This window comes from Desulfopila sp. IMCC35006 (genome assembly GCF_005116645.1).
In the GTDB taxonomy this organism is placed as follows: domain Bacteria; phylum Desulfobacterota; class Desulfobulbia; order Desulfobulbales; family Desulfocapsaceae; genus Desulforhopalus_A.
In genome coordinates, this window is the sequence record NZ_SWCM01000023.1 from 1 (window position 1) to 14,944 (window position 14,944).

The 14,944-nt window shown below is 52.1% G+C and carries 12 protein-coding genes; 4 read left to right on the plus strand and 8 right to left on the minus strand.

Annotation, left to right across the window (positions count from 1 at the left end):
* The first annotated feature begins 365 nt into the window (after window positions 1-365).
* The 3 genes from FCL47_RS22895 to FCL47_RS22905 all read left to right on the plus strand — a co-directional run bounded on the left by FCL47_RS22895 (window position 366) and on the right by FCL47_RS22905 (window position 4,394).
* Window positions 366-1,313, plus strand: a complete 948-nt coding sequence (locus FCL47_RS22895) for an MBL fold metallo-hydrolase (RefSeq protein WP_205747413.1) — start codon at window positions 366-368, stop codon at window positions 1,311-1,313.
* Between the two features lie 22 nt (window positions 1,314-1,335).
* Window positions 1,336-3,048 carry an acyl-CoA dehydrogenase gene (locus FCL47_RS22900; RefSeq protein WP_240744343.1) on the plus strand — a complete coding sequence of 571 codons (1,713 nt, stop codon included), beginning with the start codon at window positions 1,336-1,338 and terminating at the stop codon, window positions 3,046-3,048.
* 167 nt (window positions 3,049-3,215) lie between these two features.
* Window positions 3,216-4,394, plus strand: a complete 1,179-nt coding sequence (locus FCL47_RS22905) for a 4Fe-4S dicluster-binding protein (RefSeq protein WP_136816048.1) — start codon at window positions 3,216-3,218, stop codon at window positions 4,392-4,394.
* A 61-nt stretch (window positions 4,395-4,455) separates the two neighbouring features.
* Here the strand turns inward: FCL47_RS22905 and FCL47_RS22910 are convergent, their stop codons facing one another.
* A complete protein-coding gene (locus FCL47_RS22910) occupies window positions 4,456-5,694 on the minus strand; it encodes a pyridoxal phosphate-dependent aminotransferase family protein (RefSeq protein WP_136816049.1) in 1,239 nt (412 codons plus the stop codon).
* A 3-nt stretch (window positions 5,695-5,697) separates the two neighbouring features.
* Entirely contained in the window at window positions 5,698-6,732 is a 1,035-nt protein-coding gene (gene tdh, locus FCL47_RS22915) for an L-threonine 3-dehydrogenase (RefSeq protein WP_136816090.1), read from the minus strand.
* A gap of 128 nt (window positions 6,733-6,860) precedes the next feature.
* Between tdh and FCL47_RS22920 the strand changes: the two genes are divergently transcribed.
* Window positions 6,861-7,196, plus strand: coding sequence for a membrane lipoprotein lipid attachment site-containing protein (locus tag FCL47_RS22920; protein ID WP_136816050.1), 336 nt, complete (start codon window positions 6,861-6,863; stop codon window positions 7,194-7,196).
* Between the two features lie 56 nt (window positions 7,197-7,252).
* On the opposite strand, the gene FCL47_RS22925 is transcribed toward FCL47_RS22920, so the two are convergent.
* The 6 genes from FCL47_RS22925 to metC form a co-directional block, all read right to left on the minus strand.
* Complete coding sequence (locus tag FCL47_RS22925) at window positions 7,253-7,591, minus strand: PilZ domain-containing protein (RefSeq protein WP_136816051.1); 339 nt, start codon at window positions 7,589-7,591, stop codon at window positions 7,253-7,255.
* A gap of 14 nt (window positions 7,592-7,605) precedes the next feature.
* On the minus strand, window positions 7,606-9,534 hold the full coding sequence (locus FCL47_RS22930) for a response regulator (protein ID WP_136816052.1): 1,929 nt from the start codon (window positions 9,532-9,534) through the stop codon (window positions 7,606-7,608).
* Window positions 9,535-9,539: 5 nt separating this feature from the next.
* Complete coding sequence (locus FCL47_RS22935) at window positions 9,540-11,777, minus strand: HDOD domain-containing protein (protein ID WP_136816053.1); 2,238 nt, start codon at window positions 11,775-11,777, stop codon at window positions 9,540-9,542.
* A 319-nt stretch (window positions 11,778-12,096) separates the two neighbouring features.
* Window positions 12,097-12,390 carry a mercury methylation ferredoxin HgcB gene (gene hgcB, locus FCL47_RS22940; RefSeq protein ID WP_136816054.1) on the minus strand — a complete coding sequence of 98 codons (294 nt, stop codon included), beginning with the start codon at window positions 12,388-12,390 and terminating at the stop codon, window positions 12,097-12,099.
* Between the two features lie 15 nt (window positions 12,391-12,405).
* Window positions 12,406-13,506, minus strand: a complete 1,101-nt coding sequence (gene hgcA, locus FCL47_RS22945) for a mercury methylation corrinoid protein HgcA (protein ID WP_370459590.1) — start codon at window positions 13,504-13,506, stop codon at window positions 12,406-12,408.
* Window positions 13,507-13,649: 143 nt separating this feature from the next.
* On the minus strand, window positions 13,650-14,807 hold the full coding sequence (metC, locus tag FCL47_RS22950; protein ID WP_205747414.1) for a cystathionine beta-lyase: 1,158 nt from the start codon (window positions 14,805-14,807) through the stop codon (window positions 13,650-13,652).
* Window positions 14,808-14,944 lie beyond the last annotated feature (137 nt).

Here is a 14,944-nt window from a genome sequence, read left to right on the forward strand (position 1 = left end):
AATTTCGTGAATGAACTTATCCCCGTCAAGCGAGGACTAAACAGAGTCCCGCAATGCTGTTGGGCGGGGTTAGTGACTAACCACTAATCCTCTTGTGCTGTTTACAAGGAAAGAATTTCGTGAATGAACTTATCCCCGTCAAGCGAGGACTAAACAGAGTCCCGCAATGCTGTTGGGCGGGGTTAGTGACTAACCACTAATCCTCTTGTGCTGTTTACAAGGAAAGAATTTCGTGAATGACAGAGTCCCGCAAAGCTTTTGGGCGGGATTCGCGGTGTGCTATTAATCATCCTACGTGCCCACTCTCGAGTGGGCACGCAAAGGTTCATGGGTTTCTGTCGGAGCGACAATACGGTACAATCAATATGACCATGTTGACCCAGCATACCATCAGTACACCGTATATGGTCGGTCCTGTTCATTGTTACACGGGCAGCCTGGCGGGAGAACTGGTGCTTTTCGATACCGGACCTCCCACCAGGGAAGCACAGCGGTATCTCGCGGAGCATGTTGATCTGGCCAGCCTGAAGCATATCGTTATCACCCATTGCCATGTCGATCATTACGGACAGGCCCACTGGCTTGAACAAAATTGCCCGGCTGCGTTGTATTTTCCGTATCGCGATTGTCTGAAGATTGCCGGACATGACCGGCGGATCGAAGCCATGGCCCATCTGCTTGCGGACCTGGGCTTTGATGACGTCTATCTTGCCAAGCTGCGGCAGATCTTTGACAGCGGCGTGCTGTTTCCGCCTTTTCCGAAGAAGTTTCTCGTGGCGGAAAACGACTTGCCCGAAAGGCTGGGCATTGAAGTATTGTCCTGTCCCGGTCATTCCCAGAGCGATCTGGTCTATGTCGGCGATGATTGGGCGGTAACCGGCGATACCCTTTTGCGGGGTGTATTTCAGTCACCGCTGCTCGATGTGGATCTGGAAAAAGGGGGGCGTTTTAAAAATTATGCTGCCTACTGTGCAACAGTGGTCAAGCTGGCCGGGCTGCAGGGTAAAACCGTGCTGCCCTCCCATCGGCAGACGGTGAAGAGTATAAAGGGCGTGCTTCTTTTCTACATCTCCAAGTTCCTGCAGCGGGCGGTGCAGCTGAGTCCCTATCGGGAGGAAAAGAATGTCATGCTGCTGATCGATAAGGTCTTGAAAGGACGGGTGCTGGATACCTTCCAGCTCTATCTCAAGGCCTCGGAAATAGTCTTTATGCAGGATTTTCTCCAGCAGCCCGAACTGCTTCGGCAAGCTCTTCTGGAGATCGGTTTATTTGATGATGTTACTGAGCTGTTTCATTCGGCCGTTCTTGGCTAGCCTCCTCCTAGGAGATATCTTCATGTCACATTCGTTGTCGCTGCTCAACCCGAAAAAATATGAGCGATTCCATGCCGACCCCCGATCGCGGGAACTGGTCCTTAAAACCATCGATTTTTTTGAAACAAAGGGACTGCAGAAAATCAAGCAGGACGATCAGTCGATGGTCTGGTACGAGGATTTTCTCAAATTTATCAAGGACGAGAAAATATTTGCCGATTTTCTAACGCCTAAAGAATACAGCGCGGATAACGGACGCTGGGACATGTACCGGATCAGTGAGTATAACGAGATCCTCGGATTTTATGGGCTTTGCTACTGGTATGCCTGGCAGGTGACTATTCTCGGGCTCGGACCGATCTGGATGGGCACCAACGAGACGGTGAAAAAAAAGGCGGCGAAGCTGCTGGCCGAGGGTGGTATTTTTGCCTTCGGGCTGTCGGAAAAGACGCATGGCGCCGACCTGTACTCCAGTGAGATGCTGCTTGTCCCCCAGGCTGACGGCACCTATCTGGCCAGGGGCTCGAAATACTATATCGGCAACGGCAATGCCGCAGCACTGGTGTCGACCTTTGCCAAAGTCGACGGCACCGGCGAATATGTCTTTTTTGCGGTCGATCCCACGCACGAAAAATATGAGTGCGTCAAGAAGATCGACACCTCCGGGGTACGCCAGGCCTATGTGGCCGAATATGCCCTGCACGATTATCCCATCACCGAGGAGGACATCATCTCCCGGGGTGAGCATGCCTGGAACTCTTCTCTCAATACCATCAATATCGGCAAATTTGAACTGGGCTGCGCCTCGATCGGCATCGCGACCCACTGCTTTTACGAGGCGCTGAACCACGCGGCGGGCCGTAATCTCTATGGCCGCTATGTGACCGATTTTCCCCATGTGAAAAAGCTCTTTACCGAGAGTTATGCCCGACTGATCGGCATGAAACTGTTTGCCTTCCGGGCCGCGGATTATATGCGCAGTGCTTCGGATGACGATCGTCGCTACCTGCTCTTTAACCCGGTGGTCAAGATGAAGGTGACCGGTCAGGGGGAGAAGGTGGTGGGGCTGCTCCATGAGATCATCGCCGCCAAGGGGTATGAGCAGGACACCTACTTTGAGATGGCCTTGCGGGATATCGGCATGCTGCCCAAGCTGGAAGGCACCGAGCATGTCAATATGGCGCTGATCATTAAATTCGTCAAAAACTACTTCTTTACGCCGGTCGAGTACCCGGAAATTCCGCAAATAAGAGAGGCGGCGGATGACGGCTACCTTTTCCGGCAGAAGACCGGCGGCCTGGCTTCCATCCATTTTCCCGATTACCGGCTGGCCTATGGTGATGCCGATTCACCGAATGTCCGGGTGTTTCAAGAACAGGTGGAACTCTTTCGCACCCTGCTCATGACGGCGCCGCCGACTGCGGAGCAGGCAAAAAATATCGATTATATGCTGGCGGCAGGCGAGCTTTTCACCCTGATTGTCTACGCCCAGTTGATCCTGGAAAACAGCAGAATCTACGCCATTGACAAAGATATGCTGGAACAGATCTTCACTTTTCTGGTAAAAGATTATGCGGCCTTTGCCCTGCAGATGATTCTCAGTCATGAAAATTCGGCAACCCAGGAAGAGCTCTTTCAGAAAATGATGAAGAAACCCGTCCTCGATAAAGCAGGATTCGGCCGGGTATGGGACAGTGTCTATGCGCTTAAGGATCAATATGTTATGAATAAATAATAAACGTTCCCCAGCACCGAATCTGTCTTGTCATCGGCCTTTAAACGTATCTTTAATACAGTTTAAAGACCTCTTTCGCGCATCTCCGGCACTGGAAAACGTTTACAACTCCGAGGAGATGCAGTCTTTTCGGTTTTCCAGTTAACAGTTATGAGCAGGTAATAAAAATGGGTCACCATCTTGACGGAAAAAGCAGCATCGTTCCACTGATCGACCGCCTGAACAAATATCCAATCGGCCTGCCGGATACCGAGAAACTGCGCCGCATCCTGGCCATTCTTTTTACCGAGGAGGATGCCTATGTCGCCTCTCGTTTTCCGCTCACCGAGGCGACCTTAAAAGAACTGGGGCGGGCGACCGGCTGGGAGTCGGACCGGCTGGCGCAGCAGCTTGAGGCGATGGCGGAAAAGGGGCTGGTGATGGACACCACCTACGGCGGGAAAACCTATTATCTGCTGATGCCGGGGCTTATCGGCTTTTTTGAGTTCAGCTTTATGAAGCAGCGCAGCGATCTGCCGGTGGCGGAACTCGCTCAGCTGATGACCGAGTACCTCTTCGGCGACCCTGAGCAGCGGATGGGCCGGGAATTTTTTGCCAGTAAGACCCCGCTTACCCGCGCGCTGCCGTATGAAGAGCATATTCCAGTCAGCTCCCAGGTGGCGACCTACGAGAGCGCCCGGGAAATAATCAACACCAGCGGTTATGGCGCTATCGGCATGTGTTACTGCCGCCATAAAAAAGAACACTTAGGCGAGAGCTGCGCAAAGAATGCGCCGACCAGGGAGATCTGCATCTCCCTTGGCACGGCCGCCAGATTCATGGTGCGCAGGGGCTTTGCCGAATATCGCACCAAAGAACAATTGCTGGCAATACTTGGTCAGGCACGAGACCTGAACCTGACCCATATCACCGATAACATCCGGCATAAACCGTCGTTTATCTGCAACTGCTGCTCCTGCTGCTGCGAGCTGCTGGGCGGGATAAACCAGGGCTTTCCCATGGGGATCGCCAAGACCAACTTTACGCTACAGATTGACAGCGAGACCTGTGTCGGCTGCGGTCTCTGCAAAAAGGCCTGCAACGTGACTGCGCTGGAGCTTGTCGATTGCGATAACGGTCGGAAAAAGAAGCAGATGCGGGTGATAGCCGATAACTGTCTTGGTTGCGGGGCCTGCATCAGTTCCTGCCCGACGCAATCGCTGTCGCTGATTCCCGCGAAGCGGCCGCAGATCCCGCTGAAGAAAAAGGATCTCTTTAAAGAGATCCTCAAAGAAAAGAAACGGTTGACTCCTTTTGTCATAGACGGCATAAAGAAGAAAATACGCAGTACGCTCAAAATGGGGTAGGTAACAACTGGGGTTTACCTGCTCTTGAATAGCGTCTCGGGCTTCGCGACGGCCCGAGACGCTATTTTTTAATGGTGACCGTTCCCTTCGCCAGCACTTCCAGCACATAATCGATATCCGCCGGCGTATGGGCGGCGTTGATCTGGAAACGCATGGATTCATCGCCTCTGGGCACGACAGGAAAGGTGAGCCCGACCACCAGGATACCGTTGGCATAGAGATGGTTGACCAGGGCGCGGGTTTTTGCCGTGTCCCGTACCATAACCGGCACCACCGGATGCGGACCGGCAATCGATTCAATACCGGATTGCTCCAGACCGCGTCGGAACTGCTGCGTCCTCTGCTTGAGGTTTTGCAGCAGAGCCTGCCCTTCCTGGCTGTCGCAGATATCAAGCGCTTTGGTCGCCGCCGCACAATCGGCCACACTTAAAGGATTCGTGTAGATATAGGTGTCGGCCTTCTGCCGCACCATTTCAATCAGGGTTGTACTGGCCGCAATAAAGCCGCCATTGACCCCGAAGGCCTTGCCGAAAGTGCCGATGATGATATCGGGGCTGCCGCCGGAATATTCGACAGTTCCCCGGCCGGCAGCACCATAGGCACCAATGCCGTGGGAGTCGTCGACCACGGTGATGACTCCATCGCGAAACTTCCCGCTGTACTCTCCGGTGATCGACAGAATGGTATCGATGGGCGCATAATCGCCGCGCATGCTGAAGATACCGTCGAAGATCACCACCACCCGATCGATTTCCGGACCCACCGCATCGAGGCAGCGGCGCAGCTCATCCATGTCGTTGTGACCATAAATACCTTTGTTGGCGCTGGGTACCCCGGCTATTCGCATTGCCCGGATGATCGAGTTGTGGTTGAGCTGGTCGCCGATCCAGTGGGTGGTTTTGCTGCTGATGGTCAGCGCCAGGCCGCAATTCGCGGTATAGGCGGAGTTGAAAATTTTCGCCGCTGGCTTGTCAACAAATTGTGCCACCCGCTGTTCGAGTTCCTGGTGGTAGATGAATGTGCCATCAATAAAACGGACAGCTCCGGGGCCCACCCCGCAGCGATGGGTCGCTGTATCGGCGGCGGCGATCAACTGCGGATGATTGGAGAGCGAGAGGTAGGAGTTGGAGTTCATGCGGAGAAACGCTTTCTTTTCACCCTGCAGGGTATAGCGGGGGCCGCGCTCTCCTTCTGGCGGGAGGTAGCCGGTGATGACCCGCTCCGGCGGTTTGGCCCGTCCTTCCCGCTGGAGAGCAAGAATTTCCTGCTGTAATGTTTTATCGAGTTGTGCCAGTGCCATATGTTAGTCCTCCAGGTCCCAGTTGAGGATTACCTTGCCCGATTTTCCGGAGCGCATGACCTCAAACCCCTGGAGAAAGTCGGTATAGGGAAATCTATGGGTGATCAGCGGTGCAATATCCAGCCCGGACTGCAGCATTGCGGTCATTTTATACCAGGTTTCAAACATTTCCCGCCCATAAACACCTTTGATGGTCAGGCCGTTAAATACCACCTTGTTCCAATCGACCGGGGTGCTCTGGGGCATGATCCCCAGCAGCGCAATTTTCGCTCCGTGACATATATTATCCAGAATCGCATCGAGGGCGGCGGGATTGCCGGACATCTCCATGGCGACATCAAATCCCTCCTTCATGCCCAGCTCATGCTGAATATCGCTGATTTTTTCGTGGCGCACATCCACGACCCGGGTGGCCCCGACTGTCTTGGCGAGATGCAAACGATAGGGGTTGACATCGCTCACCACCACGTGGCGTGCTCCGGCATGCGCGGCGATGGCCGCAGCCATGCAGCCGATAGGACCGGCGCCGGTGATGAGGACATCTTCCCCTAATATATCAAAGGAGAGGGCGGTATGTACCGCGTTGCCGAGTGGATCAAAACAGGTGAGAATATCAAGGGGGATGGATGCATCGCAAAACCAGACATTGGTCACCGGGATGGAAAGGTATTCGGCATAGGCTCCCGGCCGATTGACACCTACTCCGCTGGTGTTCATGCACAGGTGGCGTCGCCCGGCCAGGCAGTTGCGGCAGTGGCCGCAGACTAAATGCCCTTCGCCGGACACCAGGTCGCCCGGATGGAAGTCGATGACATTTTCGCCGACTTCGGCGACGACCCCGACAAATTCATGACCGATCGGCATCGGTACCGGGATGGTCCGCTGGGCCCAGCTGTCCCAGTTGAAAATATGCACATCTGTGCCGCAGATGGCGGTCCGGGAAATCTTGATCAATACCTCGTTCTTGCCCGGTACCGGAACCGGCACCTCTTCAAGCCAGAGCCCTTCCTGTTTTTTCGCCTTGACCAATGCCTTCATTGTTCTCATATCTACCCCATTATAGAATGAATGTGCATGATGCTTTTATTGGCTTTAATTTTTTATATTAATCCTTACTGTTTGTGGCGCCAACCTCCTCATTCTCCATTGAACGAAAAGGAAGACCCATGAAAAAAATGATGTTTTGTGCAGTTATTGCTCTTCTCCTTGCCGGATGCACCCAGGAAACGCAAAACAAGATCGGTCGGGCCGTGCAGAACTGGACTGGAACCGACGGCATACTTGAAGTGTACGCCGGAGATAAGCTGGTCAGAAGATTTATGAAAATAGACAAGTTGACCACAGCGACATCCACAAATGGTAATGTCGAACGTCCTTATCGCTTCGGGTATGGCATCCTCGACAGTAACTTAAACAGTGTGGCCGATCCGGGCGAGAAAAAAGTGTATTTTGAATTCAGCGATTATTCAACATCGTATATCTTTTATGAAAACCCGAAGTAATCGGTTCCCGCTTCGTTCGGGAAACGATATCCCTGGCACAAGGCAAACAATCTACCTCAGGATGACCGCTGCTTTGCCGATTCTTGAGATATTATTTTCTCCAGTTGCAGTCTGACCTCAGGGGAATATTCGGTGAAGTTGATTCCAGCCCCTTCGGCATCGCATCTGACAACCATGCCGGAGAGGCTGACCGTTTCTGTTTCCAGCCCCTCGCCAACGGTAATAGTCACTTCGCAGAGCTCACCTATGGGCAGTTCTCCTGTAAAGGGAAAGAAACAACCGGAGAGACTGATATTGGCAATAACGCCATTCTGGCGGAATTCCAAGTGATAGAGAGAAATGCTTGCCGGTATATTTAAGGCAATGCGGGTAAAGGATCTTTTTTCTTGTACCATGTCAGCAGGCCGTCTTATTGCGGATCGATGCCAGTATTTGTGGGGGCCAGAGACTTTTTAACTGCCAGGCCAATCTTGTTGATTGTCACCGGCTTTTCAATGAAATCCACCACGCCAAGATTTCTTATTTTCACTATCTCATCATTTCTGGCATAACCGCTGATGACGATTGCTTTCTGGTGCGGATGAATTTTTAGGATCTGTTCAAATGTCTCCCGTCCGTTCAGCCCCTCTCCCATGATCATATCCAAGAGAACCAGATCAACCGGCTGTTTTTTTAAAAAGGCTATCCCTTCTTCCCCGCTCTGTACCGAGTATGTCTGATAGCCCATTTTCTGGAGAACTTTTTCCATCAGGTCATTCTGTTCTTTCTGGTCGTCGATGAGCAGCACAGTTTCGCCATTTCCCTGCAGAGAATCGAATGTCCCACAACCCATAAGAGGGGACGCCGTTTCCTGGGTTGCAGGCAGATAAATTTCGAAAACCGCCCCGGGATTATTGTCTTTGATCTCTACCCAGCCCCTGTGGTCCTGGATGATGTTCCAGACGATGGATAAGCCAAGACCGGTGCCGCTTTTTCCCATCACCTTCGTGGTATAAAAAGGATCGAAAATGCACTCGATATCTTCCTGCCTGATTCCCGGCCCATTGTCGGATACGGTCAATTTGATATAGTCATTATCCCCGGGGCCAGTCTTGTCGTTTGTCAGGGGATGGGCAAACGTACAGTTTTCCGTGGATATCTGGATGATCCCTTCTCCTTCGATTACCTCCAGGGAATTGCCGATCAGGTTGAGAAGAATTTTATGCAGGTGCTGTGGCGAACAGCAGATGTTATGTAAATTTTTATTGAGTCTGGTTTGAATTCTGGTGTTCGGAAAGTTTGCCAGACGTTCAAGGTGTTCGAGTGAGTTGAGATGATCGACGATGATATCATTGATATTTTCAATCGTTTTAGGTGATGCGCCATTTCTTGCTATGGTCACCAGGTCGGAAACTACCGCCGCCGCCCGTTTTCCTGCTTCCTGGATTTTTTTAATCTGGATATAATATTTATCCGTTTCGCTCATCTGGGCGAGCAGCAGGTCTGGGTAGCTGACAATTCCCGAAAGGATATTGTTCAGGTCATGGGCTACTGATCCGGCCATTAATCCAAGGGCACTGAGCTTTCCCGCTTTGGCCAGTTTTTTCTGCAGCCTGAGTTTTTCTTCTTCCGCCCGGACTCGCTCGGAAATGTCCCTGATCACACAGACTCGTCTCGGTTTATTGAGGTAGGTTATCGGACGGGATTTCGCCTCGACAATAAATTTTGTCCCATCTTTTTTTATTCCTGACAGCTCAAAGCTTCCGGCGATCTCCTGCTCGATAAATTTTACGGCTATAGCCCTTGAGGCCGGGGTAAAAATATTGTCAACTCTTATGCCTTGGAACAGCTCGCTGTGGGTATAGCCAAACATCTGCAGAAACTGGCTGTTTGCTTCGATAATCCGGTTGTTCTCATGGATGAATATTCCTTCCCAGGCAGCTTCCGCCAGGGTTTCGTATCGTTCTTCACTGATCTCAAGCTCGCTTTTCAGCTTGTTGTGCTGCAGGGCCTTATCGATTGTTTTTATGAGGGTCTCGTGATGGATAGGTTTTCTGAGAAAATCATATGCGCCAAACTTCATGGCTTTTACTGCGGTTTCAACCGTACTGATGCCGGTCAACATGATGGCGGCCGTGCGGATGTTCCATGTTTTGATGGATTTTACAATCTCACAGCCGCAGATATCCGGCAACCCCACATCAAGCAGCGCCAGGTCAAATTGATTTGTTTTCAGCAACTGGATCGCCTCGGTTCCGTTCGGGGCTTTCGTGCATTTATAATTGAAATGTTTGAGTATATCATGCAGACTGTCAATAAATCGTGGTTCGTCGTCTACGAGTAGAATATTCGATTGCATGGCTATTACGTTCTCCTTGGCAGCTCGTTTTGGCCGGAATCGGGAAGATATATTACAAAGCAGGTTCCGACCAGCGGATTGCTGGTACAGGTAATGGTCCCGTCAAGATCCTTGACGGTTTTATGAACTATTGACAAGCCAAGGCCGGAGTGTCCATTTTGTTTGGTAGTGACAAAGGGAGCAAAAAGTCGGTTTTTGACGAGGTCTGGTAATCCCGGGCCCGTGTCCGTCACAACAATCTCAATCCCTTTTTTAACGGTGGTCGCTTCCGGTGCTGACTGTCTTGTTTCTACCGTTATGCTGCCGCCGTCGGGCATCGCTTCAGCAGCATTTTTCAGCAGGTTGATAAGGATCTGCTTGAGACCATCATTTGAGGTCATGATGCGCGGAAGTGTTTTGTCAGGCAAAAAGGAAATATCGATTCCCGGGCTGCTGGAGTGCGCTGCATTGAGAAGCTGGACGATACCCTTGATCGTGGCATTGACGTCGGTTACGGCAAAATGAAAAACGGGATCTTTGGAGAAAATGTCGAGCTGCCTGATCATCGAGGATATTCGTTGAATCTCTTCGTCAATGATATCCAACTCATTCTGAATTGCGTTGTCGGCGGAATTTTTAAGTTTAATCGAGGCGATATAATTACTGATGATCCCGAGCGGATTATTTATCTCATGGGCAACTTTTCTTGCCGTCATCGATACTGCTGCCATCCGGGCAGCATCGAGTTCCGCCGCTTTTTGCTCCTTCATTCTCTCCAGCTGGAGACACAGACTCACCTGGTGGATGACGACCTGGATCAGTTTGTGGTCAGCCTGGGTGAGTGAGTCCCCTTTATCGGGCAGGCCAAGCAGAATAACCCCTGTCGGTTTCTTATCGGCAACGAGTGGCACCAGAAGAATCGTGTCGCTGTCAAGTATTGTCAGGATTTGGCGGTCGGCAAGATTCTCCGCAGGTTTTTCTGTCGTAAGCGAGGTGATTGCCATATCGTGGTAGGTTTTGACAATCAGGCTCGAGCTTTTTGGGACCGTGAGGGTCAACCCCTGGCTCGCCTGATGCAGCCGGTTGTCCGGTGACGTTCGTCCCTTCAGGAGAAGGTTCTTGCTATCCGGCAAGAAAAACAGCACTTTCTCAATGGTAAAGAGAATCGACATTGCCTGCTCGCAGGCCGCCATGATTTGTTCAGTATCTGCGGCATGGGCCAGGTTCTCAAGAAAACTCGACAGCAGGGAAACACTTTTAACCCGGGCGGTCAGGGCTTGCTGCAGCTTCTCCTGCTGTGTATCGGCCGTGTCCTCCGGCGGAGTGGTTGCAGCCGGACATGCAGTCGCTTCCCCTTCTGGGTCGTCTGAAGAGGTACTGTCATTTATTGGGGAGGGGGCAGCGTTGCCAGCCGGTTTTTCAATCTTGATTTCAAGACTGATCGCAATCCCTTCCACCTCCTCCTCCGCCCCTTCGACTATTTCTTCTAAAGCGTCATGGTCAAGGCCTGTCAACAGATCAGCGTCGGCATATTTTTGTTCGCCGATATCGTTTTCCTGACAGAGGAGATTCGCGGTATAAATAATTCTGACCAGGGGGAACGCCTCTTTAATCCTGTCCGGTGATTCATGGTGGTAAGCTACGGCATCGGCGAGCATGGAGTTGAGCCGCCATTTTTGCAGCAGCCAGCCGCCTGTTTCGCTGTGCATCACTCCCAGCAGCTGTTTTTCGGCCCACAAGGTGTTTTGCCGATTTTTTGTTCTGGCGAGGATTGTTTCATGTTCCGCAGGGAATGTGGCAACCAGGATCAGTCTGCCGATATCATGGAGAAGGCCGGCAAGGTACGCTTCTTCAATGTTGGCAAATCCGATCCGCTGGGCAATGCGTCGGGCGAGGGTGGCACACAGCAGCGAGTGATACCAGAAAACGTTGATGTTGAATTTTTTCAGGCTGGTGAAACTCCTGTGTCCGAAAACCTGGTGAACCGACATGGTTATCGCAAGGTTTTTAATGGTATTTTCACCGAGATAAACAACTGCCTGTTCTATGTTGCTAAAGGAATACCGGCAACCGTAATAGGTTGAATTGACGAGTTGCAGTACTTTGCAGGTGAGCACCGGATCCCTGCTTATGATAGCGGCAATATCGGCCATCGCCGTGTCTTCATCGTCACAGGCCGCGAGCAGTTTGATGAGAATTGCCGGAAGCGTTGGCAGATTGCCGGACTTTTGGATGAGAGAAAAGGTGTTATCTTTACTGATCATGCGCCCTGACCTGATAGTACTTGTTAGACTGTGGAAGTCGAAGCAGAGAATCGCTAAGTTTTTATTTATCTATCGTAAAGCAGCTCTTCGAGTTTAGGCAATTCTGCGAGAAAACAACTGTAAAAGTTTAGCATGAATGAAAAAATCATGCAAATTGTCAACAGAAAACTACTCTTGATACCATCATACAAAAAATTATCAACTATTTTTTGTAGTTCTGTCATTTATGGTGTGCCATAGTTCGTTTGCCGGACGATGGGGCTGGCAAAAATAAAGAAGAATGTGGCGTAAAGTATGTTAGGTAAAATATCGGGGCGCCTCAACAGCCGCAGCCTGATGGCGGCTTGCCGCGTATGCCGGCAAGCCAGCTGTTGATGATATAGGCGGCACAGCCGCAGCCGTCATCGGGGTTTACATAGATGGCGTCGGCCGGACAGTTTTTCGCGCAGGCGCCGCATTCCATGCACCTGTTGTGGTCGGTGATGCTGGCTTTGCCGTGCCGAACGCGGAAGATGCGGTGCGGACAGACCAGTTCACAGCTGCCGCAACCGATGCATTTTTCTTCTGACAGCCGCAATATTGCCGTATTATCAAGATATCTGAATCCTTTCATGCCAGCTTTTCTCCTTTACGGTATAAATGGGCCGGCGAGCCAGATCAGCAGAGCCAGTGCTGCTGCACCTATCTGCACCGGCAGGCCCCTGCGCAACTCTTTTTCCACTCCGGAAAGTGAAGTGAACGGGGTAGAGCCGGTAAAGTTCATGGCGAGATAGGCGGCACAGGTGGTGATGAACAGAAAAATGGCAAGTTTTTCCGGCCCATTAACTGCCGGCTGTATCCCAAGCAGAAACAGCATGGCCGTTATACTGCCGGTCACCGTGCCTTTCAGCCAGAATTGTCGAAATGGAATCCAGGGCAGCAGCAGTGGGGTGAGTACTGCCCCTGCCGTGATCGCCCCGAGGGTGGCAAGCAAGAGAATCAGGCCGCGGCTGCGGGCGGCTTCCAGGGAAAATATCTGGGGCGAAATTCCCGAAAGGACGAAGAGAACAATGGCGGCGGCGAGGAGTCGTTTCCATAACATGCAGATTTCCAGAGGGATAAGAGCGGCCCGTTCGGTGAGGGAAAAAGTTACGGTACGCATTCTTTCGTCCGCTTTGCCGTTCTTGAGAAACTCCGGCAGCATAGCGGCTGCAATCGGCCCGAACCGGCCTCGAAAGCCGCAGAGTTTTTTGAGCTCCCTGGCTGCCACACCGCTTGCCGCAAGCTGGGGCAGGAGCAGTTCCCGGTGCGCCACCACCTGATCAAGTTTTGCACTTTTTACCTGATAGGCAACTTCTTCGGCTGAAAAGGTCTTCTTGCCCGCAGCACACCAGACATTAATACCCCGGGTATCGACCACCAGAATCCACAGGGAGAGATGGGGGAGTGCTCTACGCAACGCATCAAAGGTCAGTTTGTAGTTCGCGGTGACCAGGACCGGTGAGTCTTTGCCTGGTTTGCCAACGCAGTACAGGCCCGGGGTGATGCTATAGGTATTACGGGTAAACCCGGTTCTGGCCCCGAGGGTGCCAAGTCTGTCCCGGATTGAAAGTGATGTGGCTACCCTGGGAACCGGTCCTGCCGGGGTTTCGGTAAAACCCTCGACAAAAGGGCAGATGGTGTATCCGGCGCGTGCATATCCACTGGACCGTGGAGGCGGTTTCGGGCCTCAGCATGGGCCGGCGGGGATTTCTTCCGGCACCTGGAGAGGTGCCGGGCTGCCGGGTTTGTTTTGTTCGGTGTGCAGTAGGGGGAAAATCTGCTGCTGGAGTGCGTCGCTCATAATACCCTCAAAAATGCCTTGTATCGTAAGAACAAAAGATACATCCTTTATTACAGCAGAGCAAGGCCCTGTTCCAGGTCGTGGCGCAGATCCTCGCAGTCCTCAAGGCCGATGCTGAGGCGGACGACAGTTTTACCCGCATATCTCGATGGGGTGGCCCGAACGATCCTGGCGGCGGTGAGCAGGCTTTGATAACCGCCCCAGCTGTAGCCGAGACGGAACAGCCGCAGGGAATCGATAAAGGCAGTCAGTTGCTCGTCGGTATACTCTTTTTTGAAGGTGAAGGCAAAAAGTCCGGAGGAGCCGGTGAAGTCCCTTTGCCAGAGATGATGCTCCGGATGGCTTGGCAAGGCGGGATGGAGGACCTGGTCGACGATGGCAACGCTCTCCAGCCATCTGGCTATGGTCAGTGCCGACTGCTGGTGCTGCCGTAATCTGGTGGCCATGGAGTGCAGGCCGCGCAGGGCGAGATAACATTCTTCTGCCGGAGTATAAATTTCCATCAGTTTGTAAAAGGCGGCAAAAGTCTCGGCATTACGTTCATTCACCGTCACCGTTCCAGCAAGCACGTCGGAATAGCCGGAAATGTATTTGGTGACTGAATGGATGGATACATCGATTCCCAGCTCGAAAGGTTTCACATAGAGCGGCGTGGCCCAGGTGGCGTCCAGTACGGTAATGATATTTTTCTGCCGGGCGATGGCGGTGATTGCCGGGATATCCTGAATTTCAAAGGTTATCGATCCCGGTGATTCAAGGAGGATCAACACGGTATTGGGCCTGATATATTGCGCAATGTCCGCGCCGACATCGGCCGGAACGGGAGTGTAATCGATATCGAATTTTTTCAGGACTTTTCTACAGAACCGTTGCCCTGGCCCGTAGGCGTTGTCGCATACCAGGATATGGTCGCCGCTCCTGGTAAAGGCCAGCAGAGCGGTCTGGATGGCGGCAATACCGGATTGGAAAACTCGGGTCACGGCACCGCCTTCGAGCTCGCGCATGGCCTCTTCAAATTGCCTCTGGGTGGGCAGCCGGTCTGTGCCGTAGGTGATGCCCTCGTACTCATGACGATTCACCTGTATCATCTGCTGATAGCCATCGAACAGAACGGTTGAGCCTCGATAAAGGGGCGGATTGATGGTTGTGGCTGGAGTCCGGTCTCTTTCGGGCCATATTTTACCAAACATTCTGGTTTCTTGTTTCATATTGAAGTATCCTGATATATGACTTGGTGTTCAACCCCCGGTAAACGGGAACGAAGCCGGGATAAGTACCTTGAGACAGATCGTTTTCCTGCAAAAAAAACAAGAACCCACTCTGTAGGGTGCTCAGTAGTGTTTGT

Bases quoted from the DNA above. Each gene is read 5' to 3' on its own strand.
- FCL47_RS22895 (WP_205747413.1), top strand. From the start codon at position 366: ATGACCATGTTGACCCAGCATACCATCAGTACACCGTATATGGTCGGT.
- FCL47_RS22900 (WP_240744343.1), top strand. From the start codon at position 1,336: ATGTCACATTCGTTGTCGCTGCTCAACCCGAAAAAATATGAGCGATTC.
- FCL47_RS22905 (WP_136816048.1), top strand. From the start codon at position 3,216: ATGGGTCACCATCTTGACGGAAAAAGCAGCATCGTTCCACTGATCGAC.
- FCL47_RS22910 (WP_136816049.1), bottom strand. From the start codon at position 5,694: ATGGCACTGGCACAACTCGATAAAACATTACAGCAGGAAATTCTTGCT.
- tdh (WP_136816090.1), bottom strand. From the start codon at position 6,732: ATGAAGGCATTGGTCAAGGCGAAAAAACAGGAAGGGCTCTGGCTTGAA.
- FCL47_RS22920 (WP_136816050.1), top strand. From the start codon at position 6,861: ATGAAAAAAATGATGTTTTGTGCAGTTATTGCTCTTCTCCTTGCCGGA.
- FCL47_RS22925 (WP_136816051.1), bottom strand. From the start codon at position 7,591: ATGGTACAAGAAAAAAGATCCTTTACCCGCATTGCCTTAAATATACCG.
- FCL47_RS22930 (WP_136816052.1), bottom strand. From the start codon at position 9,534: ATGCAATCGAATATTCTACTCGTAGACGACGAACCACGATTTATTGAC.
- FCL47_RS22935 (WP_136816053.1), bottom strand. From the start codon at position 11,777: ATGATCAGTAAAGATAACACCTTTTCTCTCATCCAAAAGTCCGGCAAT.
- hgcB (WP_136816054.1), bottom strand. From the start codon at position 12,390: ATGAAAGGATTCAGATATCTTGATAATACGGCAATATTGCGGCTGTCA.
- metC (WP_205747414.1), bottom strand. From the start codon at position 14,807: ATGAAACAAGAAACCAGAATGTTTGGTAAAATATGGCCCGAAAGAGAC.